The 20,237-nt window shown below is 60.4% G+C and carries 27 protein-coding genes and 1 tRNA gene; 14 read left to right on the forward strand and 14 right to left on the reverse strand.

The features are described 5' to 3' along the window. Positions 1-26: 26 nt before the first annotated feature. The 3 genes from V1290_RS12095 to V1290_RS12105 are packed head-to-tail and all read right to left on the reverse strand — an operon-like array spanning position 27 to position 4,286. Positions 27-1,157: an FAD-dependent monooxygenase gene (locus tag V1290_RS12095; protein WP_334364605.1), complete on the reverse strand. Its 1,131-nt coding sequence runs from the start codon at positions 1,155-1,157 to the stop codon at positions 27-29. Positions 1,158-1,210: 53 nt separating this feature from the next. Next, positions 1,211-3,172 carry a molybdopterin biosynthesis protein gene (locus V1290_RS12100; RefSeq protein ID WP_442894984.1) on the reverse strand — a complete coding sequence of 654 codons (1,962 nt, stop codon included), beginning with the start codon at positions 3,170-3,172 and terminating at the stop codon, positions 1,211-1,213. 1 nt (position 3,173) lies between these two features. Further along, the gene (locus V1290_RS12105; RefSeq protein WP_334364607.1) at positions 3,174-4,286 is read right to left on the reverse strand and encodes a molybdopterin-binding protein; all 1,113 of its coding nucleotides are present in this window, start codon (positions 4,284-4,286) and stop codon (positions 3,174-3,176) included. A 180-nt stretch (positions 4,287-4,466) separates the two neighbouring features. On the opposite strand from V1290_RS12105, the gene V1290_RS12110 reads away from it, so the two are divergent. Continuing rightward, the gene (locus V1290_RS12110) at positions 4,467-5,678 is read left to right on the forward strand and encodes an ABC transporter substrate-binding protein (protein ID WP_334364608.1); all 1,212 of its coding nucleotides are present in this window, start codon (positions 4,467-4,469) and stop codon (positions 5,676-5,678) included. A gap of 157 nt (positions 5,679-5,835) precedes the next feature. Here the strand turns inward: V1290_RS12110 and V1290_RS12115 are convergent, their stop codons facing one another. After that, the gene (locus V1290_RS12115) at positions 5,836-6,801 is read right to left on the reverse strand and encodes a TAXI family TRAP transporter solute-binding subunit (RefSeq protein ID WP_334364609.1); all 966 of its coding nucleotides are present in this window, start codon (positions 6,799-6,801) and stop codon (positions 5,836-5,838) included. Positions 6,802-6,972: 171 nt separating this feature from the next. Here V1290_RS12115 and V1290_RS12120 point away from each other — a divergent pair. After that, positions 6,973-7,048, forward strand: a tRNA-Ile gene (locus V1290_RS12120). 20 nt (positions 7,049-7,068) lie between these two features. Here the strand turns inward: V1290_RS12120 and V1290_RS12125 are convergent. Beyond that, positions 7,069-8,199 carry a site-specific integrase gene (locus tag V1290_RS12125; protein ID WP_334364610.1) on the reverse strand — a complete coding sequence of 377 codons (1,131 nt, stop codon included), beginning with the start codon at positions 8,197-8,199 and terminating at the stop codon, positions 7,069-7,071. A 259-nt stretch (positions 8,200-8,458) separates the two neighbouring features. Continuing rightward, positions 8,459-8,626 carry an Arc family DNA-binding protein gene (locus V1290_RS12130; RefSeq protein WP_334364611.1) on the reverse strand — a complete coding sequence of 56 codons (168 nt, stop codon included), beginning with the start codon at positions 8,624-8,626 and terminating at the stop codon, positions 8,459-8,461. Positions 8,627-8,718: 92 nt separating this feature from the next. Here V1290_RS12130 and V1290_RS12135 point away from each other — a divergent pair, with 92 nt between their 5' ends. Beyond that, complete coding sequence (locus tag V1290_RS12135; protein WP_334364612.1) at positions 8,719-9,177, forward strand: Arc family DNA-binding protein; 459 nt, start codon at positions 8,719-8,721, stop codon at positions 9,175-9,177. 591 nt (positions 9,178-9,768) lie between these two features. After that, positions 9,769-10,152 (forward strand): nucleotidyltransferase domain-containing protein, encoded by a 384-nt coding sequence (locus V1290_RS12140; RefSeq protein WP_334364613.1) that lies wholly within the window; start codon positions 9,769-9,771, stop codon positions 10,150-10,152. Positions 10,153-10,212: 60 nt separating this feature from the next. On the opposite strand, the gene V1290_RS12145 is transcribed toward V1290_RS12140, so the two are convergent. The 5 genes from V1290_RS12145 to V1290_RS12165 all read right to left on the reverse strand — a co-directional run bounded on the left by V1290_RS12145 (position 10,213) and on the right by V1290_RS12165 (position 13,010). Then, a complete protein-coding gene (locus V1290_RS12145; RefSeq protein ID WP_334364614.1) occupies positions 10,213-10,425 on the reverse strand; it encodes a hypothetical protein in 213 nt (70 codons plus the stop codon). 124 nt (positions 10,426-10,549) lie between these two features. Beyond that, positions 10,550-10,981 carry an NUDIX hydrolase gene (locus tag V1290_RS12150; protein WP_334364615.1) on the reverse strand — a complete coding sequence of 144 codons (432 nt, stop codon included), beginning with the start codon at positions 10,979-10,981 and terminating at the stop codon, positions 10,550-10,552. 257 nt (positions 10,982-11,238) lie between these two features. Next, a complete protein-coding gene (locus V1290_RS12155) occupies positions 11,239-11,442 on the reverse strand; it encodes a cold-shock protein (protein WP_334364616.1) in 204 nt (67 codons plus the stop codon). A gap of 371 nt (positions 11,443-11,813) precedes the next feature. Then, the gene (locus V1290_RS12160) at positions 11,814-12,044 is read right to left on the reverse strand and encodes a hypothetical protein (protein WP_334364617.1); all 231 of its coding nucleotides are present in this window, start codon (positions 12,042-12,044) and stop codon (positions 11,814-11,816) included. 366 nt (positions 12,045-12,410) lie between these two features. Next, positions 12,411-13,010 (reverse strand): hypothetical protein, encoded by a 600-nt coding sequence (locus V1290_RS12165; RefSeq protein WP_334364618.1) that lies wholly within the window; start codon positions 13,008-13,010, stop codon positions 12,411-12,413. Positions 13,011-13,390: 380 nt separating this feature from the next. On the opposite strand from V1290_RS12165, the gene V1290_RS12170 reads away from it, so the two are divergent. From V1290_RS12170 to V1290_RS36495, 6 genes are all read left to right on the forward strand, one after another. Next, on the forward strand, positions 13,391-13,549 hold the full coding sequence (locus tag V1290_RS12170) for a hypothetical protein (RefSeq protein WP_334364619.1): 159 nt from the start codon (positions 13,391-13,393) through the stop codon (positions 13,547-13,549). A 124-nt stretch (positions 13,550-13,673) separates the two neighbouring features. Continuing rightward, positions 13,674-13,901 carry a winged helix-turn-helix domain-containing protein gene (locus V1290_RS12175; RefSeq protein ID WP_334364620.1) on the forward strand — a complete coding sequence of 76 codons (228 nt, stop codon included), beginning with the start codon at positions 13,674-13,676 and terminating at the stop codon, positions 13,899-13,901. 308 nt (positions 13,902-14,209) lie between these two features. After that, positions 14,210-14,566: a hypothetical protein gene (locus V1290_RS12180; protein WP_334364621.1), complete on the forward strand. Its 357-nt coding sequence runs from the start codon at positions 14,210-14,212 to the stop codon at positions 14,564-14,566. 89 nt (positions 14,567-14,655) lie between these two features. Further along, entirely contained in the window at positions 14,656-15,033 is a 378-nt protein-coding gene (locus V1290_RS12185; protein WP_334364622.1) for a hypothetical protein, read from the forward strand. A 357-nt stretch (positions 15,034-15,390) separates the two neighbouring features. Beyond that, entirely contained in the window at positions 15,391-15,888 is a 498-nt protein-coding gene (locus tag V1290_RS12190) for a hypothetical protein (RefSeq protein ID WP_334364623.1), read from the forward strand. Positions 15,889-15,981: 93 nt separating this feature from the next. Further along, the gene (locus tag V1290_RS36495) at positions 15,982-16,383 is read left to right on the forward strand and encodes a type II toxin-antitoxin system PemK/MazF family toxin (protein WP_442894985.1); all 402 of its coding nucleotides are present in this window, start codon (positions 15,982-15,984) and stop codon (positions 16,381-16,383) included. Positions 16,384-16,536: 153 nt separating this feature from the next. Here V1290_RS36495 and V1290_RS12195 read toward each other — a convergent pair whose 3' ends face one another. From V1290_RS12195 to V1290_RS12205, 3 genes are all read right to left on the reverse strand, one after another. Beyond that, a complete protein-coding gene (locus V1290_RS12195) occupies positions 16,537-16,776 on the reverse strand; it encodes a hypothetical protein (RefSeq protein WP_334364624.1) in 240 nt (79 codons plus the stop codon). Positions 16,777-16,936: 160 nt separating this feature from the next. After that, positions 16,937-17,161, reverse strand: a complete 225-nt coding sequence (locus tag V1290_RS12200; RefSeq protein ID WP_334364625.1) for a hypothetical protein — start codon at positions 17,159-17,161, stop codon at positions 16,937-16,939. Continuing rightward, positions 17,161-17,394 carry a hypothetical protein gene (locus V1290_RS12205; RefSeq protein WP_334364626.1) on the reverse strand — a complete coding sequence of 78 codons (234 nt, stop codon included), beginning with the start codon at positions 17,392-17,394 and terminating at the stop codon, positions 17,161-17,163. Before V1290_RS12205 ends, V1290_RS12200 begins: the two co-directional genes overlap by 1 nt. A 184-nt stretch (positions 17,395-17,578) precedes the next feature. On the opposite strand from V1290_RS12205, the gene V1290_RS12210 reads away from it, so the two are divergent. The 4 genes from V1290_RS12210 (at position 17,579) to V1290_RS12225 (ending at position 20,157) form a co-directional block, all read left to right on the forward strand. After that, entirely contained in the window at positions 17,579-17,806 is a 228-nt protein-coding gene (locus V1290_RS12210; RefSeq protein ID WP_334364627.1) for a hypothetical protein, read from the forward strand. Continuing rightward, positions 17,803-18,363 carry a hypothetical protein gene (locus V1290_RS12215; protein WP_334364628.1) on the forward strand — a complete coding sequence of 187 codons (561 nt, stop codon included), beginning with the start codon at positions 17,803-17,805 and terminating at the stop codon, positions 18,361-18,363. Before V1290_RS12210 ends, V1290_RS12215 begins: the two co-directional genes overlap by 4 nt. A 130-nt stretch (positions 18,364-18,493) precedes the next feature. Continuing rightward, a complete protein-coding gene (locus V1290_RS12220; protein ID WP_334364629.1) occupies positions 18,494-19,273 on the forward strand; it encodes a recombinase family protein in 780 nt (259 codons plus the stop codon). Further along, positions 19,237-20,157, forward strand: a complete 921-nt coding sequence (locus tag V1290_RS12225; protein ID WP_334369008.1) for a recombinase family protein — start codon at positions 19,237-19,239, stop codon at positions 20,155-20,157. The genes V1290_RS12220 and V1290_RS12225 overlap by 37 nt, the downstream gene beginning before the upstream one ends. Positions 20,158-20,237: the final 80 nt, after the last annotated feature.

Raw genomic sequence — 20,237 nt, forward strand, 5'->3', positions numbered from 1 at the left:
AAGATCATGCGCAAATCAAAGAGAAACTACGCCGCCAGCGGCACGGTCCAGGCGTCGTAGCAGTACACCCAGTCGGTATCGGTCCTGCCGCTGAGCCAGGTATTCGCGCGCGACGTAGCCTGAATGCGCGTGGTTCGCTCCTTGCGCGTCGCCTCGAAGCGGCGGAATGCGTGGGCGACGCCTTCCCTCTCGACGCCCTCGAGGCAACGCGACAGCACGGCGGCGTCCTCGATCGCCATCGCTGCGCCCTGCGCCATGTAGGGCGTCATCGGATGGCAGGCATCGCCAAGCAACGTCACATTGCGATCCGCCCAATGCTCCTGCGAATTGCGATCGACGATCGCCCATTTGTGCACGTCGGGGCACGCGGCCAGCACCAGCTCGACCTGGCGGTGGAAGCCGGCGAACGCCTTGCGCAATTCCCTGACATCGCCTTTCGCCGACCAGGATTCGATCCGGAAATCCGGCTCCGGCTGACTGGTGACGAGGTAGATCTCGCTGCGGTCCGGCTTGACGTAATAGATGACGATGTGGCGGTCCTCGCCCCACCATTTGGTGCAGTCGTCGATCGTCTCGCCGCCGAGCAGCGCGGCGGGATACGTGGTGCGGTAGGCGATCCGCCCGGTGAAGTTCACCGGTGACGTGCCGAACAGGATATCTCTCACGACCGAGTGGACGCCGTCGGCCCCGATCACGGCATCGGCTGTAACGCTTGCGCCATTGGCAAAGGTGAGCCGAACGCCCTCGCCGGTTTCCTCCAGCCCGACCAGTTTGTGGTTGAGCCTGATGCAGGCATTGGGGACGGCGCTGGCGAGCGCCGCATGAAGGTCGCCGCGATGCGCCAGAAGATAGGGCGCACCGAATTTCTGCTCGGCGCTCTCGCCGAAGATCATGTCGAACTTGATGTCGCCGGTGCGCCAGTCGCGGTTATTCCAGGAACGCGGATAGAAGGATTGCGCGCGCAGCCTCGCCTCCAGCCCCAGGGCGCGCAACACCTTCATCGCATTGCAGCCAATCTGGATGCCGGCCCCGATCCGCGCGAACTGCGTGGCCTGTTCATAGACGGTGACATCGATGCCGACCCGCCCTAGCGCCGCGGCGGTTGCGAGCCCGCCCATGCCGGCGCCGACGATCGCAATCGATAGCGGTCTTGCCATTCCCATCCCTGCCCGAGCCGCTTCTGTTGACGGCTTCTTCAGCTCCGACGGCTTCAGGCCGGCCGGAAACCTGCCTGCTCGAGCGCCGCGCGCGCCCCGTCTGACGCCAGCGCGTCGAGAAAGGCCTGCACGGCCGGTCTCTGCTTGCGCGCCGTCACCAGCGCAAAATCATAATGCTCCTCGGCAAAGGGAATGAAACCCAGATTTGACGCATGCGCGACCGGCGCAATGGTCATGCCCCAGTCGGCACGGTGCTGCGCGACCGCCGCGGCTACCGCGTTGTGCGAGCGCGGCTGATTCCAGTAGCCGTCCGGGCGCGCACCGCCAAGCAGCCGGTCGATCAGGATGCGCGTGCCGGCGCCCTGGTTGCGATTGACCATGATGCAGGCGGGATCGGCCAGCGCGGCACGCACCGCATCCTCCGCGCTCAGGCCTTCGAAGCGCTTGTCGCCTTTGCGGAAGACGATGCCTTGCATGCGACGCCATCCCGGCACCAGTTCGAGCCCGTCGCTGAGATACGGTGTGTTGTAGGTCTCGGTCTTCTCGTCGAACAGATGGATCGGCGCAAAATCGCATTCGCCGCGCTTGGCGGCCGAGAGGCCGCCGAGGCTTCCGACGGCGATCGAGCGCACGGTGAGCCCGGCATGCGCCAGCGGTGCCGTGACGAGATCGAGCCCGGTGCAATGGCTGCCGACGATAACGAGATCGGGCACCCGCACATGCGGCGTGAACAGCGTCACCTCGGCATCGCTGCCGGCCGGCATCTGGTCCGCCAACGCATCGATGCGCAGAAAGCCGTCGGCCTGGGCAAAGGAGGTGATGGCGCCGGAGCCCTTGCCTGTAGGATACGCAATCAGCCCATCCGCGCCTTCAACCAGCGACACCATGACGAATTCGGCGCGGCCGAGTTCGGACGCGATCCGCACGGGAACGCGCGCGGCCACCTTGGCGTCCGAGCGCGGCGGCAGGCCGGCCATCCGCCGCAGCACCGGCACGATCATGTCGTGGAAGGTGAACATCGCCGAGGTCGGAAATCCCGGCAGGATGATGACAGGCTTGCCGTCGCATACCGCAAGGCACAGCGGCTTGCCTGGCTTCAGCGCCACGCCATGGGCGATGATGCCGGGCTTGCCGAGCCGGCCGATAATGCGGTGGGACACGTCGCCCGCGCCCTTGGACGTGCCGCCTGACAGCACCAGCATGTCGCTGCTCGCGAGCGCCTCGCGCATCGCGGATTCGAGTTGAGCCTGATCATCGGCGATGGCGCCGAGAAACTTGGCCTCGCCGCCATTCTCCGTGATCGCCGCCGTGACGATCGCGCCGTTGGTGTCGTAGATCGCGGCCGGCCGCAGGGAATGGCCGGGCTGCACCAGTTCATCGCCGGTGGAAATGATCGCAACGCGCGGCCGACGCGCGACGGTCACTTCCGCGATGCCGCAGGCCGCCAGCATCCCGATCTCGCGCGAGCCGACGATGGTCCCGGCGCGCAGCAGCGCCTCGCCACGGGCGATATCGGAGCCGGCATAGGATACGAATTGCCCGGGCGAAGCGGCGCGGCGGACGTCGATCGCACGATGTCCCGCCGGCTGGCTATGCTCGACCATGACGATGGCGTCCGCGCCGCGCGGCACCGGACCACCGGTCGCGATCGGCGTGGCTGTTCCCGACAGGACCGGCCGCGTCGGCGCGGTGCCGCACGCGATCACTTCGTCGTTCAGCATCACGCGTACCGGTGAAGCTTCGCCGGCCGAAGCGAGGTCGGCGGAACGCACCGCAAAGCCATCGACATTGGAGCGATCGAACGGCGGCACGTCGATCGGCGCCACGACGTCCTCGGCGAGCGCGCAGCCGAGCGCCTCCGCAAGCGAGCGTTTCTCGCTCGCGACCGCACGCGGAAACAGCGCGGCTTCAAACCGCGCCAGCGCATCCTCGCGCGACAGGATGGTCAGGAATTGATCCTGATCGATATTGTCGCGGCCTTTCGGCGAGGGCGTATTCGTCATTCCCGAACCCATGTCACTCCCGCAGCATATAGGCATCGACCCGGGTGCCCGCCGCAAATCCTTCCGATCCGGCGGGCACCACGAGCCAGGCCTCGGCGCGCGCAATCGCATCGAGCGACAATTCGCCCACCGCCAGCGGGACCCAGGCATCCTGCTCTCGTTCCAGCAGCACGATCTCGGCAATGCCGACGCTTGAAGCAATCTTGCGCGCCAGCGGCAGATTGAGCGTGCTGCGCCGCCGCCGGCCCGACAAACGATCGAGCGCGGGAAGCGCCAGCGTCCACCACGCCGCCAGGGCCTGGTCGGACGCGCCTGGCAACACCACGACCGGCGTCTTGCCTGCACGACCAACGGCCGAAGTGCGGCCTGGTTGCAGGGCAATGCCATGTGCGAGAATCTTCCCGCGCGCGCCCAATGCCGTCACCGCGGCGTCGGTGCGGCCGACTCCGGAGCCGCCGACGATCAGCAGCAGATCGCACGCACCGTCATCGATCGCCGCGGCAATCGATGCGGTATCGCGACCTGCAGCCGCGACCAGGACGACCTCACCGCCCGCGGCCCGCGCGCTCTCGGCGACCAGATCCGCGGTTACCGTGCCCCGGGGAATATTGACGATGCGCAGGCGTGGGCGGCGCACGTTCAACCGCGCCATTCCTGCGGCGCGGGCGACCATGAGATGGCGCGGCAGCATGCGCTGGCCGGCTTCAACGGGACGGTTGCCCGCTGCGATATCGCTGCCGGCCCGGCGCACGCCCTGCCCCGGGATCGCGTCCGCCAGCGCCTGCACCAGCGGACCGGACATCTCGACGGAATCGGAATCCAGCACGCAGTCGCAGTTGTCAGGAATGATCTCGCCGGCCTCGACCCACGCCGGCGCCGCCGTTATTGGCAGCGGCGAATAGGAGGATGCGCCGACAAGGTCGCGCGCGCGGAATGCGTAGCCGTCCGCGGCAGCGATATCGCGCGGCGGGTGGGCATCGAGCCCCGGCATATCCGCGGCAATACAGCCCAGCGCTTCCGCCAATGCCAGTTCCACCGGCGCGGCAGGATCCACGCCCTCCAGCAACGCGGCGAGCGCCACATCGAGCGGCGTTAGCGAATTCGGCAAGCGCTGGTTCGAGGTCATTGGCGCGCCTATGCCCTGAATCGGGAGGAAAATAAATAGAACCGGATATGGCGCGCGCGGTTTAGCCCATCGAACCCACATTGACGTCGGCGCGAAATAGTTGCAAATGAGACCAATTGGCGGAACCAACCGCCTGACAACACCAACGGCCAATGTGCTGATTCCTAGGGAGAAGACAGGATGTTCGCCAGGAAACTATCCAGGCTTGCCGTGCTCATGGCCGCGCTGCTGGCGTCAACCGCGGCGCTCGCTCAAATCTCGGACGACGTCGTCAAGCTCGGCGTTCTCACCGACATGAACGGCCCGGCGGCAACGGCGACCGGCCAGGGCTCGGTCACTGCCGCGCAGATGGCGATCGACGATTTCGGCGGCAAGGTCCTGGGCAAGCCGATCAGCATCATCGTCGGCGATCACCAGTTGAAGCCGGATATCGGCGGCGGCATTGCGCGGCGCTGGTATGACGTGGATCAGGTCGACGTGATCCTCGACGTTCCGGTTTCCGCGGTCGGGCTTGCGGTGCAGAACATCACCAACGAGAAGAAGAAGCTGTTGATCGTGCACTCGACCGGCACCGCAGACTTCCACGGCAAGTTCTGCTCGCCACACGCGATACAATGGGTGTTCGATACCCGCGCACTGGCGGTCGGCACCGCGCAGGCGGTGGTGAAGCGCGGCGGCGATAGCTGGTTCTTCATCACCGACGACTATGCGTTCGGTCACTCGCTGGAGCGCGACGCTTCCACCGTGGTCACGGCCAATGGCGGCAAGGTGCTGGGCTCGGTGCGCCCGCCGCTTGCCACGCCTGATCTGTCATCCTTCGTGCTGCAGGCGCAGGCCTCAAAAGCCAAGATCATCGGCATTGCCGCCGGTCCTCCGAACAACATGAACGAGATCAAGACCGGCGCGGAGTTCGGCGTGTTCAAGGGCGGCCAGCAGATGGCCGCGCTGCTCGCATTGATCACCGACATCCATTCGCTTGGGTTACCGGCAGCGCAGGGGCTGTTGCTGACGACGTCGTTCTATTGGGACATGGACGACAAGACCCGCGAATGGTCGAAGCGCTACTTCGCCAAGATGAACCGGATGCCGACGATGTGGCAGGCCGGCGTCTATTCATCGGTCATGAGCTATCTCAACGCCATCAAGGAAGCCGGCACCGACGAGCCGCTGAAGGTAGCGGCGAAGATGCGCGAAAAGCCGATCGAGGATTTCTTCTCCCGCAACGGCAAACTGCGCGAGGACAATCTGATGATCCACGACCTGTGGCTGGTGCAGGTCAAGAAGCCGGATGAATCGAAATATCCATGGGACTACTATCAGATCCTCGCCAGGATTCCCGGCGACGAAGCGTTCGGCCCGCCCGATCCGGCGTGCGCGATGGCGAAGAAGTGATCTCTGGTCGTCCCTGCGAAAGCAGGGACCCATAATCCCAGGGTCGCGTTGTTGCGAAGGCTGGAGCCGCCACCTGACGTAACAACGGGCATTGGTGGTTATGGGTCCCTGCGTTCGCATTGCGTTCGCAGGGACGACGAGTGGAAATAGACGCGCTCTACTTCGCCAGTCCGACTTCGCGAAAATACTTCATCACGCCGGGATGAATCAGTCCCGCGTTCGGCGCCGCCGCAACCGTGTTCGCGGCCGTGGTCTCACAGGCCTGCGGCAGCTTCTTGCAGAGCGCGGCCTCCTGCCCATGAAGCGTGCGCGCCAACCTGTAGGCGACGTCGTCGGGCAGGCTTTCACGCGCCAGCACAAAGCTCCAGGAGCCTATGGAATCGATCGCGGTCGGCTGGTTCGGATAGCTGTTGGCGGGCACCGTCAGCGGTTTGAGGAACGTGTGTTTGGCGCGGACGCGCGCGATCTCGCCGGCGTCGGGTGTGATAAATCGCGCGCCGCCGGGAGCTTGCGCCATCGCCGCAAAGCCGGGCCAGCCGACGCCTGCGCCCCACAGCGCGGCGGCGCGACCGTCCTGGACCATGGCGGGGCCGTCACCGGCGCGGTCGAGATAGATCGACTTGAAGTCCTCGTCCTGCTTCAGCCCGATGCCGTCGAGGATATAGCGCGACAGGATCGGCAGGCCCGAGCCCTTCGCGCCGAACGCGACCGGCTGGCCGACCAGATCCCTGATCGTCTTGTAGGGACTGTCCGCCCTCACCGCGAACATGCCGGGGCTGGAATACATCGCGGTCAGGATTTTCAACTTCGTCGCCGGCCGGCCGATGCCCATGAAAGCTTCGTAGGCGGGCTCCCCCGCCACCAGCGCGATATCGAGCTGGCCGGATTCCAGCAGCGGGATGTTTTCGTTGGAGCCCTTGGTGTTGCGCGGCTCGATCGACAGCGCCGGATCGGCCGCATGCATCACTTCCGCAAATGCATTGCCATAAACCGGAAAGCCGCCGCCCGGCGTTGCGGTTCCCAGGCTGATCGTGGTTCTGGTAATGGCCTTGCCTCCCTCCTGTGCTCCGGCGCTGCCCGCAAGCAGCAGCAGGCCGGCGCAGGCAATCCCAGCGAGTTTCATTGTTGGCCTCAAACGTTCGGTGACGATGATGCACGGAAGGTTGTAGGCAAGCACGAGCGCTTGTGAAAGCGCGTTTTCGGCCCACAAGGTCGGCATTGCCGTATCGCTGTCATGCCTGTAAACGATGGCGGCACCGTTGCCGGCCGCCTCCCCCGCGGCCGCTCCGCGGCGGGGCCTGTAGCTCAATGGTTAGAGCCGGCCGCTCATAACGGTCTGGTTGCAGGTTCGAGTCCTGCCGGGCCCACCATTAGGCAATTTTGGCATTGATTAGTCACGATTCTTTTTCCTGATTGTCTCACTTTTCGTTTTCGTCACCGAAGGTGAGATACTTTTTCGGTTCCGATATTCTTCGAGGCGCGCGAAAGCGTTCGCGCTCATCCTCGTTGCGTTAGCTTCTCGGATGTAAATCTCCGCGGTCTCCAACTTACCCCAGCCGAAAACAGCACAGAGTTCCGGCGCGGTCACGCCGCTTTCCGCCATCGCGACTGCGCTCGCCTTGCGCAGGCCATGCGCAGAGCAATGATGAAGACCAGCGGCATCACACCAGTCGCGCATCTTGTTGCCGAGACCGTTGATTGTGAACGGCTGGCCGCTCTCCGCTACTAAGTAGGTTAGGTCGCCGGTTGACGTGGCAGCTACCGACACAGCCAAGTCTGCGCTGATCGGGATGTCTATCGTCCGTCGAGTTTTCTTCTTCCCACGCCCCTTCCATGCAACAAAGCGCAGGCGTCCATCCACCTCGTGCTGGCGGCCGATCCTCGCCACGTCAGAGATGCGGGCGCCTACGTTCAAAAAAATCTCCAAGGCAAGGCGAGCTTTCGTCCCTACCTCATGATGCTGTCGATATACGGCGATCTCGGCCAGCGACCATGTATGCCAGCCTACGGTTTCATGAATCTTCTCAACGCCGACCGCGGGGTTTGACTTCGCATGCCCGCTCTTGATTGCCCAAGCAAAGAGAGCGCGAAGATATTTGACCAACTTGTCTGCAGCAGCAGGTGTTGCCCTTCGCTTGTCCTGACTGGCTTCGACGTCCTTCGTTCTAAACAGCGCATACGGCAAGTTGCCAGCAGTCTCGCAAAACCGATTAAGGACGCTGCGTTTGTCGGCCTGCGTAGCCGGGTCGAATCCCTTGAACCTGCTTGACTTGTAGTACTGATCAACCAACCAATCGAACGTCTTTTCACGCGGCGGAGGCTGCAGTGGCCGCGGGATACCCGAGAGACTCTCGAGCGCCGCGAAGTAAGCCTTCATAAATTCTGGTCTGATGTTTCCTTCGCGGTCCTCAAAGGCCTCGCGGATTCTGATCTTCTTAGAACCTGGCTTACGAACATAGTAACGGGGATTGCCTCTTCGATCTGGGTCAAACACGCAGTACCGGAGACGGGTCTTGATCACGCGACGACCCCATCGAACGGGTTATTTTCAACGGGCCTGCCGTCCCTCAACCTCTCCCAAGCCTCTCGCACTTCGCCCACATCCCATAGCACAACACCGCCAACCTTGTGCCCAATCGGCATCCTCCCTTCCTTTACCCACTCGTCAAAAGTTGTCGGCGAGACGCCGACCGACGCCGCCGCCTCATTTCGCCTCAAGGCGAAGCGCGGAATGGACACGTCGCGTGCCGACAAGGCTGGGCGGGATGCCGTAAGGGGCACTAGCCAGCCGCCCTATCCCGCCGCTCGCTGTCCATCCTGGCGCGTATGGAGCGGACAATCTCGCTGTTCTGGCTGGCCATGGTGCGGGCCGCCTCGTTCTCGAGCCAGTCCTTAACGTCACGCGGTAGCCTAACGAGGAATTGGTGACGGTCATCACTTTTGGACATGACAGAATCTCTCGCTTCTGGTACGTCCATCTTGGTATCACGGTGCGATGACGTTCGCAAGTGCAATAATCGCACCGTGCGAGGGGAACCAAATGGCCAAGAAAAAGACCGTCAGCAAGACCCGCCCCGGCAGGGGGGCTGATCAGTTTATCGTCCGGCTTCCGGAGGGGATGCGCGCGCATTTAGCCGACATGGCTGCGCGTCATGGCAAGTCGATGAACGCCGAGATCGTCACCGCGCTGGTGATGCATATTATGCGCGACGGTGAGCCTGATGAGAGCACCATCAAAAGCGAGCTCGCCGAACTGAAGGAGGGAATCAAGCTCAGCGAGGAAGGCCTAATCCAAATGTCAAAACGACTCCAAGCTGGCGTGATTGGGCTGGAGAATCTCTTTTTCGACGTTCGAGATGTTGATCTCGATGTCTTCATATCCGATCAGCGCGGCCAAGGTGTCAGCCTGACGCGGACGGAAGCGATCCGCAAGATCCTGCGCTCTTACCTTGATGAGCGCGGTTATGGTCATGCAAATAAGAAAAGGCCCGGCAGTTAGGTCGGGCGCTTAGCAATCGCAATCACAGTCGGTTGAGGCGATCTCGGCCCACGGGCGTCCATGAGACTTTACGGGGCTACGCCGGGCGCGGCTCCGGGCGTGGCGGATCGGGTCTGGACCATTGGCGATTTGCTCGACGCCACGCCCGCTGACGTGTCGCGAGCATGTCCCTCAGGATAGCATCCCCGGTTGCGCAACTTTGTGGGCCCTCAAATGGGTCGGGGTCATAATCGGCTGCACGATCCTGATTATCGTCTGCTTGGGCGGCACGAAGCGGCTGGGTGGGATTCTGCTCGTGGCGGCGATTTTTTTGGCAACTGCTCTCGTGCTGCTGAGTTATGCCCCGCAGCGGTAGTGGGGTCGCGCTCCAAAGAAAAGGCCGGCGCTGAGGCCCGGGCTTTGGTAGTCACCTCAATGGCGCGACTCGAGCATGTCCAGAAGTGCTTTCCAAGCTGCATATCCTTGCGGTGCTTTCCGGGGACACGGACCCATGCCTCCTGTGTCGTGCGCCCGAGCGTCAACGAGCGGCATGCCTTCGCCGGTGCAGAGTAGTTACCGATCGATCAGCAAACGCGGTGAAGCCTGCGCCCGATGTCCGGTTCAAAGATAATGCAAAACCCGGAGTTGATTGCCCTCGCTAAGACCTTCGACGATTGGATCGCTCCGGCGCCAGGCATTCCCGCGGTCTATCTATTTGGAAGCTGCGTGCGAGGCGATCATCGCCCGGACAGCGACGTCGACGTCCGGCTGTTTTTCGACCAATGGAGAGCTGTTGATGAAACCACCACACGATGGTGGCTCGAACAGAACGAATCGGATTTTGCAGCGCTAAAGGCGTTGCTGCCGGGCCCGCTATCGATCCACCGAGAACAATCGGACCAGGTTGACGCTTCTATCCGCCAGGGTATGGCGATCCCTGTGCTTGTTGTTGGTCGAGTATTGTGCGTCTGGACGCCACCAAGGGTGAGGCCATGAGCGTCCCCGTTCGCCCATGCGCTGTGAGCGCGGGACCGAGGCTAGATTTTGGACCGGTGGCTAACAGCCGGTGAACCGAGGATCTTGCCCCTCGTGCAGTTCTGTCAAATAGGCCAAGCCGTATATCGTGAGCTGCTCGGTATCGCGCTCGCCAGCAGACGTCAGGGCCTCAATGTATCGGCTAATTTTTTGCCTGGAGTCAGCAGCTCGCTCGATATCAAGAGGGCGCATTGACTGGTAGGAATTTAAAATGAGTTCAACCACGTCATTCATAAACAAACTCCAAAATGAACGCACTGCAATGGCCGCAATGCACCATTTTGGATTTTGGCCGTCAATCCCCTACAAGTAGCGCGGGACCGACGCCTCACTTGGGTTCGTCCTTATTTAATCAGCCTCAGTTGGCGGCCTCCTTCCTGAAGGCATATAGCGCGATGACTGTCAGCGGCGTTAGTTCGCTTCGCAATTTCGAAATGTCGTCGGGGCCAACAACTAGAAGCTCGCCTTCTGTGATGATCAGCTCTTCGGTCGGTATGTCGTAAGCAATGAAAAGCTCGCCTTTCACACACCCTTCGGATCCGTCCGGATCTGGGCCGTCTAAGCTGAGCAGATGTTGAAATCGTTCGACTGGAACACGGCAACTAATTTCTTCGGCGACCTCTCGCACAACACAGTCGATGAAAGTTTCGTCGCCTTCCCGGTGACCTCCGAACATGCCTACTTTGCCGGGCTGCAAAATGTCGGGCTTGTCATCCCGGCGCTGAAGCAGTAAGCGGCCATCCGTGTCGATCAGGATCGCCGCAGCAATTTCGCGTGTAGGATTTTGCACTAGGTCTCGTCTCCTTAAGCCGGCGTGAGCGAAGCCAGAATGCACGTCCGCTACCTCCGACGATAGTCCTTTGCAGTTGCTCCGATCGTTGTAAACCAGCGCGCCGCCGATTTAGGCCATCTGAGCCGGCAAGAATTAGGAACTGACAGCGGCTAGCCGCATTTGGTGTGCGCGCCAGAGGCCGCCTCATGGCGCATGGGGAATGACGGCCCCAGCCAATGCCCCCGCGGCTGGGGCCGTTTTGAATAACTAGACGATCAACCTACCCTGAGATTCTCGGCGGATTCTTTCCCACGGTTGGCCACGAGTTCGTAGCTTACCTTCGCACCCTCATTCAGACTGCTCAGACCTGCTCTCTCAACGGCGGAAATATGGACGAACACGTCTTTGCCGCCAGCATCGGGCTGAATAAATCCATAGCCCTTTGTTGTGTTGAACCACTTCACTGTACCTATCGCCACGTCGTTTCTCCCCAATCGATTCTAAAACGCGCAATGTTGGTGACAGAAATCCGGCGAAAGATAGGCCCGCCAGGCGTGAACCCGCGGCCCCTCTCGTGCTAACCCGTCAAAGCCAGCCCACCTCATCCTGGTCCAAGAAAAGGTCCGGCGCTAAAGCCGTCTGATGGCTCGCGCACGGCGAGAACGGCGCGGCTAGAGCAAGGTTTGCGCCATTTGCGTCGATTGACTGCGTCGCTGGGTGGACGGCGGGCCGCTTTGACAGGACCATAGAATGGCCGGGAAAGTCCCTGTTGTCGCGGCGGAAACCGCAACCAGCGACAGCGGCGCGGCACCAGCGCGCTAGCGAGGGTGAAAACGCTCGGCCCAACCAGTCAGGTTGGCAGCGCCGGCTCTGTCTGGGCAAGCTTCAAGCTGGCCGCCTCGGGCACATACGACATCGTCCTCACCAGCATTTTTAGCTCGTAGACCTCCGATGCAAGTTTGTCTGTTCGGTGTTGCATGAGTCTAAGCTGTCGGAACTGAAGGGCCACCAGAATGAATGTGCCGGCGAGCAGCAAATCGGCGATGGGATCATCGAATAGCCAAAGGATACCCTGCAACATGACGCGGCTCCCAATGTGCTTAAAAAGCTAAAATTAGCCGCCTGATTTTCACCGGTCCACCATCGCCAGATTGTTTGCCATGATCGATGCACCGGAGCGATCGAAGCCCGTAGGCAGCTGCTCCGCGTTAGCGAGGACGTTGCCCTCCCATCAAAACCAAAGAAGCCCGCCGGGTGGAGTCGGCGGGCCTCCTACGCGGTTACTCCCCGCGGGAGGCCTTGGGGGCTAGGCACCGGGCCGGCGGGGCCGACGTTTCATCACCAATAGCCATTGACCCGGCTAAAGCCGCAGTGCGCCAATGCCTGCGGCTGTTGCTTTAGCCAGAGAGTTGGCTTTCCTCGTTCTCCAAGGAAATCAAAAAGGAAATCAAACGCCGCCGCCCTGACGGCTGGCGGCGTATTTTTCGATCTCTGCATTCCAATGAAGGGCGACGTTCTTCGCTCCCGCAAACTGATTGTTGATCAGAAACGTGCCCACGTCCCGGAGGTAACCGGCAAAGTGCTCGCCATCGTCGCTTAGCTGCATGACCTCTGGCGGTGGAGCGGGTAGCCCAGCGCCATGTGCCCGATTTAGTAAGGCTTGCAGGTCCGGCATGCGGTCACTTATGCAGGTTGGCCACCGTTGGTTAATCTGGCCAGCGCGCTCAACAATGAAGTCTGAAAATTCCCTCAGATCGTATCCCAGCAGTGCAAGCTCCGCTTCTCTTTCGGCGCTTCTGCTGCGAAATAACGCATCAACCCACAAGCCGATCGCCAATCCGATCAGGAAAGTCAAAGCTGGATAAAAGAACCATTGTTCCGTGACTGCAGCAGCCTTGGCGAGCGCCCACTGGAAACCGTTTGAGGGGTCGTCGAGATACCCAATTCGGTCTCCCCATTTTTCAATGGCTTTGGCAATCAATATACCGACGCCGAGGGACCCGAGGATCCATAGGCTTGCCTTCCTTGCCGCAGATCGCCAATTCATGGGACACTCCGCTGCACCGAAGTTAGCTGAACGTCGATAAGTGGCAAGTCAGCCTGAACTGGCGGGCCTTGGTGCGCTCGAAGTCGCTGTTCGCCCAAAAGTGCCGTCGCCGTTGGCGGCCATGAATTCGGCCCGGCCATGAGGCCGGGCCGAACGCATGGCGGCCGGATCAGGCGCGGGCGGAAGTAGCGGAGATTGGTTTGAAACCCTGCTCCCGGCGGGACCTGACGCCGGTTGGTCGAACGAATACGATCCGCCGCCTGCTGATTTGCTCACGAAATCACCTTTCCAGGGGGCAGCCGTCCACGGGCACCGGAACGTTTTGCCCCACTAGCGAGTCATAGAGGGCGATCGATCCCGGTTTTGCTGTTGGATCGAACATGGAAAAAGCGGCCGCCTATGCGATCTCGGCCATCATCGTCGGCTTCGGTCTTTGGATCCTTATTGCCGGCCTAAGCTCCAGTGCACCCGCATTATGGATTTGCGCTGGTCTCATCCCCATAGTGATCGGGCTCATCAGCGCTTTCGGCCCCAACTAAAATCCATCCCCCTTGGGGGCGCTTCGGCGCGTTTGGCGTCCGGTGAATTGCGGGGAAGTCGGTCTTTTCAGAGGCGCCAATCTCCGCCGCTCATGTTCGCCTGTCCAAGAGGGAGTACCCCAACATGAGCATGCCGGCGCCTGAAACTCTGGAACGCGAGAAGGACAAGCTCTTCCTCACCGATGCCGAGTTGATCCGCCGCCTCGGCGTGCCGGAAAAGCATATGCGCAAGATCCTGCCGGGCCTTGAGGCCAACTACGGCTTTCCGCGTAAGCAACGACTTTTCGGGGATAGGCGCTATTGGCCGGCGGTGAAGGCGTGGCTGGCAAACGCAATGGACTCCCGGATCTGACGAAACATCCTCGCATCGGCCGATGAGTAGACGCACCCGATTCACGCAAGCTGACATAGCTCGCGCCATACGGGCCGCAAAACAAACAGGCGCTGGATCAGTACTTATCCTCCCCGACGGCGCAATCCGGATCGAGCTCGATCCATCGCACATCCATTCGTCGGAAGCCGACGAGCTCGCGGCAAAGTGGGATGATCAACCCAAGCCTCCGCGCCGCTTTGGCGAACGCCTGGAACAGCGCGCAAGCGCCCTTCCTAATGACACTTTAGTTGCGGCACTCGATCGCTGGCAAAGGGGGCGAGATCACCATGGAGCAACTGCCACCAGGGCGCTATCCGAACGGCACGCGTGTCTACGCGGACGGCGAATGGGAATCGATCGTGCGCACCAAGCCGCTCGGTAAGCGCGAGATTGCCTCGCTGCGAGCATATTTTGAGGCTGATGGCGCTGCTGACTTTAATAGCGGCGGCATTGAAACGAACGAGCGTCTCGAAATTCGCGGGCTGATCGAGAAATCTTCCCCACCCCGCAAGGGTTACATGCCGTTCTATCGGATTACCGTCGCAGGCAGGGCTGAGTGGTTGAAGCACTGCAAACAGACCGCAATGAAATCGGCGAATGATTGCCCGGGCCAGAGGCCAGTGAAGGCCAAGACCAAAGGTTGACCATCCCCTGGGGAAATCGGGCGATTCGACTCTTGCCCTCCACCATCAGTTGCGCTTGGATACCAGCGGGTCTGGGGGAGATTTCAAACATGCATAAACTGGGAATCGTGGCGCTGGGCGCCGCGCTGGGCGGGTGCGCGTCGTCAGCGGCAGACATCACGCCGACTTATGTGTCGCCCGTTCAGTACTCATCCTATACCTGCCAGCAGTTAGGGATGGAGGCTCAGTCGATATCCGCGCGCGCGGCCGCTCTCTCCGGCGCGCAGGACAGCCAGCGCACCAAGGATACGCTCGCGACTACGGCCGCGGTTGTGATTTTCTGGCCGGCCGCCTTCTTTGTCGGTGGCGACAAGCAAACAGCCGCCGAGCTCGCCAACATGAAAGGCCAAATGGTTGCTGTAGAGCAGGCCTCCATTGCCAAGAAGTGCAACATCCAATTCCAGGGGCAGCGCCCACCGGGCGCATAGGAAAATCACCCACCACGCGGGGCGAGGTGCCAGTGCGAGCGCCGCTTATCCTTATGCTGTCGGTGATATGTTATCAGCCCGTGCTCGCAGCATGCGGCGACAATGGTGGCCCAGGCTATCGCAACAGCTCAGGAAAGTGTGTGGGTTGGGAAGCGCTGGCCCGGCAGTGCGGAAATCCTCCTACGACAAAATGCACACCCGAAAACGTGGCGAGCGGTTCCGAAGACGCTGCATCGAAAGGCGCAGTGATCCGATCATTGATGCAACTGTCGCACGAAACGAAGAAGCAACCCGCAGCGGAACCTGTGCGGCCATGAAGATCTTCGCCCATATCGGGAAACGACCGGGAGCTCACCCATGAGGTTCTTAGTTTTTTGTCTGGCCATCATTGGCCTCGTAGTTTTGTTCGGGCCTTCCCACAAGGGCTCATCCACGTCACCTGCTCAGCCAGTCGTAAGTGCCGAGAATGCGACAGACCCGATTGAATATGTCCGTGCGGTGATCGCTGAACCCCGCGCCGACGTGAAGGGCGAGCTGCACGGCGATTCACTCAAGGTGCAGTTCTCAATGGATCCCTGGGCGCTGACCAAGGGCTGGACCAAGACCCTCTTTCAGAAGCACGTAAAGGATATCGTTCCGGGACTCTTCACCAAATTCCCTAACATCAAAGAAGTGTCGTTCACCGCCATGGGTACCTTCAAGGATATCAAGGGGAATGAGTCAGTCGAGAAGTCGATGATCGTTAAATTTTCGCGGCAGAACGTGAGCACCGTCAACTGGAAGAACATTGACACCGAGAACGTGATGCGCGTGGCGGACTTTCGGTGGCAGCATCCTGCGTATAGTCGAGACTGATCCAAAGGCGGATGGGCGACACTCGCTGCGGGGAATTAGGACACGGACAATTCCAGGGTTGTGGATAGGCGATTCGCCTGTCTAGCTACGTGTATGACCGTCGCCATACACCCCCAGCCCGGGACGATAGTTCGGGTAGACCTAAATGAAGGCTTCCGCCCTCCCGAAATGTGCAAGCGCAGGCCCGCGCTGGTCCTGTCGCCGCCGATTCCCGGGCGTGCTTTCATGTGTACGATTGTGCCGCTGAGCACTACTGCGCCTAATCCAGTTTTGCCCCACCATATGGAACTGACGCTTGATCCGGTCCTGCCGCATCCTTATTCGGAGCCCCGAATGTGGCTCAAGGGCGATATCGTGTTAACTGTTGCGTTTCATAGGCTTAGGCTCTTGTTTTCTGGATGGAACCAAGGGCAACGAGTTTACGATGAGCGCGTTATAGACGCTGGCACCCTCGAAAAAGTCCGTACATGTGTGCGCGCGGGGCTCGGGCTTTAACTTGACGTTAACCCCCGTTACCCCCATATTTCACAGGTCGCCGGTAGCTCCGGCAATTAAGTCCAGCCCTCAAAAAGCTGGCCTCTAAAGCTAGGTGATCGCAAACCTGCTTTGGTGACTAAAAAGCCCCGGTCGAAAGACCGGGGCTTTTGCTTACTGCTTGCCACCCTCAAATACCGTGAAATTCCGTTTCACTCGGACAGGTCGATTCGGCTCAATCGCCAGAGTGGCGTCCAGCAAATCCCCAATGGCGTCGATGCCATCCAGGATCACCAGCGAGGGCACGGAGAGCGAGATAACGTGATCCCGACTGTCTAGGTTCCAGGCACCAGATAGGCGACCCGAAATGGCCCGTTCAGGCTGGGTACGATTCTTGGCAGAATTGCGCATCATGGAGACTGCCGGGGAAGCCGCGATCGAGGAACGATCCGAGCCTGATGACGTAGGAATCTGGTGGCGTCTATAGACGCCACCGCGGCTCCAGCTCTTTGCGCCGTCTTCTCGACTCCCGGGGCTGGAGCCCGTCTCTGTGGGGGCTACGATATAGGAGAGGTCATGGCACATCACCGGCTTTTCGAGCCCCTCCGATGCTGTAGGGCTTATTGAGAAAGTAGTCGCGGTTGCCCAGCGCCTTCTCTGCGTACTGGTCGATCGCCACGGTGATCGCTTGAACGTGCTGATAGCAATGGCCTTCGCGTGCCGCGCGCTGACGCACTTCAGCAAGCGCCCTGATCCATGGCGAGTTGTCCGCGCTCTCGTCGTACCAAGGCAGCACCATCACCAGCTCCGCCCGCCAAGCACCCGCCCCTTCGTCGGCCCACCCTGCTCTTTCCTGAGCCGGTCCCGCTCGGCGCACAGCCCTTCGATCTTCGCCAGCATCCTACCAAGCAAAAGCTCAGCCGCCGCTGTCGCGATGCCGGCGCGCTGAAGCTGCAGGATCTCGCCCCGCTGACGGTGAACCTGCGTCCGCATTCGCTCTATTTCGCCGCGGATGTAGTCAAGATCGCGCATGCTATATCCCTCAGACTTGCTCAATTTTCCCAATAAGAACAAAACTAGAACATTTCGGCAAGCCGCTAGGAATTGCGGTCGTTTACAGCGTCACCCCCATTTATTTGAAAGAAGCCCTTTTTTGCCCTGGTCGACCTCGTTCGAGGACCCAATACAGCTACCGAATGGCCGCCGGCTCCTCACGTTGAAGGACGCCGCCGCCTACATCATGAAGCTGCCGAAGGCCGAGCATTCGGCGCCAGAATGGCAGGCCGCGATGGAAGCGCTGATCCTCGTTGCAGAGCGCGGCGGTCCGACGATGCTGGCTCGGATTGGCGTTATGCGGGCGTTGAACCGTCACCTCGAACGGGTCTTCAATACTGATCGGAAGACCCACTATTGGGGCAAGCGCAAGCTCAAGAGGGACCAATGACCATCTTTGTCTATGTCAACACCGCCAAGCAGGTTGGCGACCCAGAGCACATCAAGGTGTTTGCTAACCAGCACGCGGCGGACGAATGGTTCAAAGAACACGACCCGGAAGGCGTGGCCTTTGGGTACGAACTAAAGGCTCCAGATATGAAGCCCCACGTGGGGCAGGCGTATAAGGACGCTTGCGATAACCTCATCTATCTCAAGAAGGAGCAATTCCAAGTTACTTACTATACTTGGCTTGTGCTCGCCGCCCTCTACATCCTCTCCCGCGCGTTCCCGGTCGCGAAGGAAGTATTGGTCTGGGGCACATGCGCGGTTGGCTTCATTTCCTTCTTCGTGCTCTTGAACTTCCAAAGCTCAATTGAGCGTCATCGCAAGCGACTCGCTAGTATCTATGAGGACTACTTCACGGAACGTGAGCGCAAGCGCCTTGGCCTCGACGCAACAAGTACACATCGGCTCGTCTGCGGGATCCTTAGCCTCGCGGTTTTAGGTGCCACAGCATTTACCGCTTGGGTCGTCTACCAACCACCAGCCCCTGGCGCATTGGAATGACGCCCACCTCCCAGGGCCGTTCGAACGGGCGATAAAGAATGAGCCCGCCAGCGTGAACCGGCGGGGCCCTTGCGCCGAACCCGGTTCGCGGATTGGATGACCTGCGAGCAGACTGATCGGGGGTAAGACCATGGTCAATGCGCTCGTCATCCGACGCAATACGCAACTGGCAAAAGCCCAGAAGGCGCTCCGAGCCGCGCAATATGTTCGAATGTCGACTGACTTTCAGCGATACTCGATCGAGAACCAGGCCGCCGCAATCGCAGCGTACGCTCAGCAACGTAAACTTAATATCGTTCGAACCTACGTCGATGAAGGGCGCAGTGGTCTGAGGATCAAAGGACGTCCGGGCCTGACCGAACTAATTGAGGATGTTCAATCAGGAAACGCGGAATTCGACCACATCCTGGTCTACGACGTCAGCCGTTGGGGACGCTTCCAGGATGTCGACGAGAGTGCGCATTACGAGTTTGTCTGTAAGCGAAACGGCATCAAGGTCGCCTATTGCGCTGAGCAGTTCGACAACGACGGAAGCCTTCTGTCAAGCATCTTCAAGAACATCAAGCGTGTGATGGCGGCTGAGTACAGCCGAGAGCTTGGTGTGAAAGTCCACACTGGTCAGAGTCGAGTCGCGGGCCTCGGATATCGCGTTGGTGGCCCGCTCACGTTCGGGCTCCGCAGGGAGCTAGTAGATGAGAGCGCACGTTCGAAAGGCAGGCTTATCAAAGGAGAGCGCAAGGCCTTGCATACGGACCGCGTGCGGCTTCAGCCCGGCCCCGATGAGGAAACCGCCGTGGTCAGGCGAATATTCCATCAGTTGTCATCGAGCGAAAATCCTACAGCCAAATCACCCGGGAGCTCAATCGGGCGAAGATCACCAATCAAGGGCGACCTTGGACCGGCGCCATGATCCGCATCATTCTTATGAATGAAAACTACATCGGCAATATCGTTTACAACCGCACCACGCGACCCATTGGGCAGAAGCTGATCAACAATCCCAAAGATCGGTGGATTCGAGGTTTGGGGGTCATCGATCCAATCGTCGACCCGAATCTCTTTGCTCGCGCACAAAAAATAATTGCCGAGCGGCGCGTTCAAATCCCAGAAGATCAGATGTTGCTGAGGCTGCGGACGGCTCTCCATCGAAAGGGAAAGTTGAGTTGGACCATCATCAACAACACGCCCGGACTTCCCTCAACCGGGACATACGCCGCGCATTTCGGCACGTTGCGAAAAATCTATGCCCTGCTCGGGTATGAACCGGGGCGCTACTGCGACTGGATCGATATTCGCGTTTTTTGGCCTGACGTTCTGGCAAGGCAGGCCACCCAAGTGGCCGAGGCACTAAAGATCGAGCCGAGAATCAAGGCGGCCATCGAGCAGAGTCGTGCCAGCTTGCTGGTGAACGGAAAGCTCAAGATCACCTTCCTGGTCGCGCGACGACTGCCAAAGAGAGGTGCTAATGAATCCCCGCACTGGAGAGCCTACCGCGGGAAAGTATCCGCCGGGGTTCTTGTCGTACTTCGGCTAAACGAATTCAACAAAGCCGTTAAGGATTATCTGCTGATACCTGCTTCATGGGGAACCGGAACCGGAGCTTGGGTGACGCTTTCGGATAAAGCTTTGGCTCGTGAAACAGCCATGCATCTCGATAGCTTGGACGAGGTGATCCGAGAGATCAAAACCAGATTGATAGCGTCCAACCACGTCGCGCTAACCAAGCCAACGCTAAAGAACAAGCGAAGGAAGCCTGGCCGGCCCAAGACCAAGAACGGCCGCGAGCGGCACTGACGGATCGCAGATATGGAAAGGCGCTGATTAGCTTGCCACAGGGCAGTCTTACGCCCTCGACATCCTCGGCATGCAAGGCG

The sequence above is a fragment of the Bradyrhizobium sp. AZCC 1578 genome (assembly GCF_036924675.1).
Taxonomy (GTDB): Bacteria; Pseudomonadota; Alphaproteobacteria; order Rhizobiales; family Xanthobacteraceae; genus Bradyrhizobium.

Bases quoted from the DNA above. Each gene is read 5' to 3' on its own strand.
- V1290_RS12195 (WP_334364624.1), bottom strand. From the start codon at position 16,776: ATGATGCGCAATTCTGCCAAGAATCGTACCCAGCCTGAACGGGCCATT.
- V1290_RS12145 (WP_334364614.1), bottom strand. From the start codon at position 10,425: ATGAATGACGTGGTTGAACTCATTTTAAATTCCTACCAGTCAATGCGC.
- V1290_RS12140 (WP_334364613.1), top strand. From the start codon at position 9,769: ATGTCCGGTTCAAAGATAATGCAAAACCCGGAGTTGATTGCCCTCGCT.
- V1290_RS12205 (WP_334364626.1), bottom strand. From the start codon at position 17,394: ATGCGCGATCTTGACTACATCCGCGGCGAAATAGAGCGAATGCGGACG.
- V1290_RS12160 (WP_334364617.1), bottom strand. From the start codon at position 12,044: ATGTTGCAGGGTATCCTTTGGCTATTCGATGATCCCATCGCCGATTTG.
- V1290_RS12190 (WP_334364623.1), top strand. From the start codon at position 15,391: ATGAGGTTCTTAGTTTTTTGTCTGGCCATCATTGGCCTCGTAGTTTTG.
- V1290_RS12215 (WP_334364628.1), top strand. From the start codon at position 17,803: ATGACCATCTTTGTCTATGTCAACACCGCCAAGCAGGTTGGCGACCCA.
- V1290_RS12185 (WP_334364622.1), top strand. From the start codon at position 14,656: ATGCATAAACTGGGAATCGTGGCGCTGGGCGCCGCGCTGGGCGGGTGC.
- V1290_RS12175 (WP_334364620.1), top strand. From the start codon at position 13,674: ATGAGCATGCCGGCGCCTGAAACTCTGGAACGCGAGAAGGACAAGCTC.
- V1290_RS12220 (WP_334364629.1), top strand. From the start codon at position 18,494: ATGGTCAATGCGCTCGTCATCCGACGCAATACGCAACTGGCAAAAGCC.
- V1290_RS36495 (WP_442894985.1), top strand. From the start codon at position 15,982: ATGACCGTCGCCATACACCCCCAGCCCGGGACGATAGTTCGGGTAGAC.
- V1290_RS12130 (WP_334364611.1), bottom strand. From the start codon at position 8,626: ATGTCCAAAAGTGATGACCGTCACCAATTCCTCGTTAGGCTACCGCGT.
- V1290_RS12200 (WP_334364625.1), bottom strand. From the start codon at position 17,161: ATGGTGCTGCCTTGGTACGACGAGAGCGCGGACAACTCGCCATGGATC.
- V1290_RS12165 (WP_334364618.1), bottom strand. From the start codon at position 13,010: ATGAATTGGCGATCTGCGGCAAGGAAGGCAAGCCTATGGATCCTCGGG.
- V1290_RS12110 (WP_334364608.1), top strand. From the start codon at position 4,467: ATGTTCGCCAGGAAACTATCCAGGCTTGCCGTGCTCATGGCCGCGCTG.
- V1290_RS12180 (WP_334364621.1), top strand. From the start codon at position 14,210: ATGGAGCAACTGCCACCAGGGCGCTATCCGAACGGCACGCGTGTCTAC.
- V1290_RS12100 (WP_442894984.1), bottom strand. From the start codon at position 3,172: ATGGGTTCGGGAATGACGAATACGCCCTCGCCGAAAGGCCGCGACAAT.
- V1290_RS12105 (WP_334364607.1), bottom strand. From the start codon at position 4,286: ATGACCTCGAACCAGCGCTTGCCGAATTCGCTAACGCCGCTCGATGTG.
- V1290_RS12095 (WP_334364605.1), bottom strand. From the start codon at position 1,157: ATGGCAAGACCGCTATCGATTGCGATCGTCGGCGCCGGCATGGGCGGG.
- V1290_RS12135 (WP_334364612.1), top strand. From the start codon at position 8,719: ATGGCCAAGAAAAAGACCGTCAGCAAGACCCGCCCCGGCAGGGGGGCT.
- V1290_RS12115 (WP_334364609.1), bottom strand. From the start codon at position 6,801: ATGAAACTCGCTGGGATTGCCTGCGCCGGCCTGCTGCTGCTTGCGGGC.
- V1290_RS12170 (WP_334364619.1), top strand. From the start codon at position 13,391: ATGGAAAAAGCGGCCGCCTATGCGATCTCGGCCATCATCGTCGGCTTC.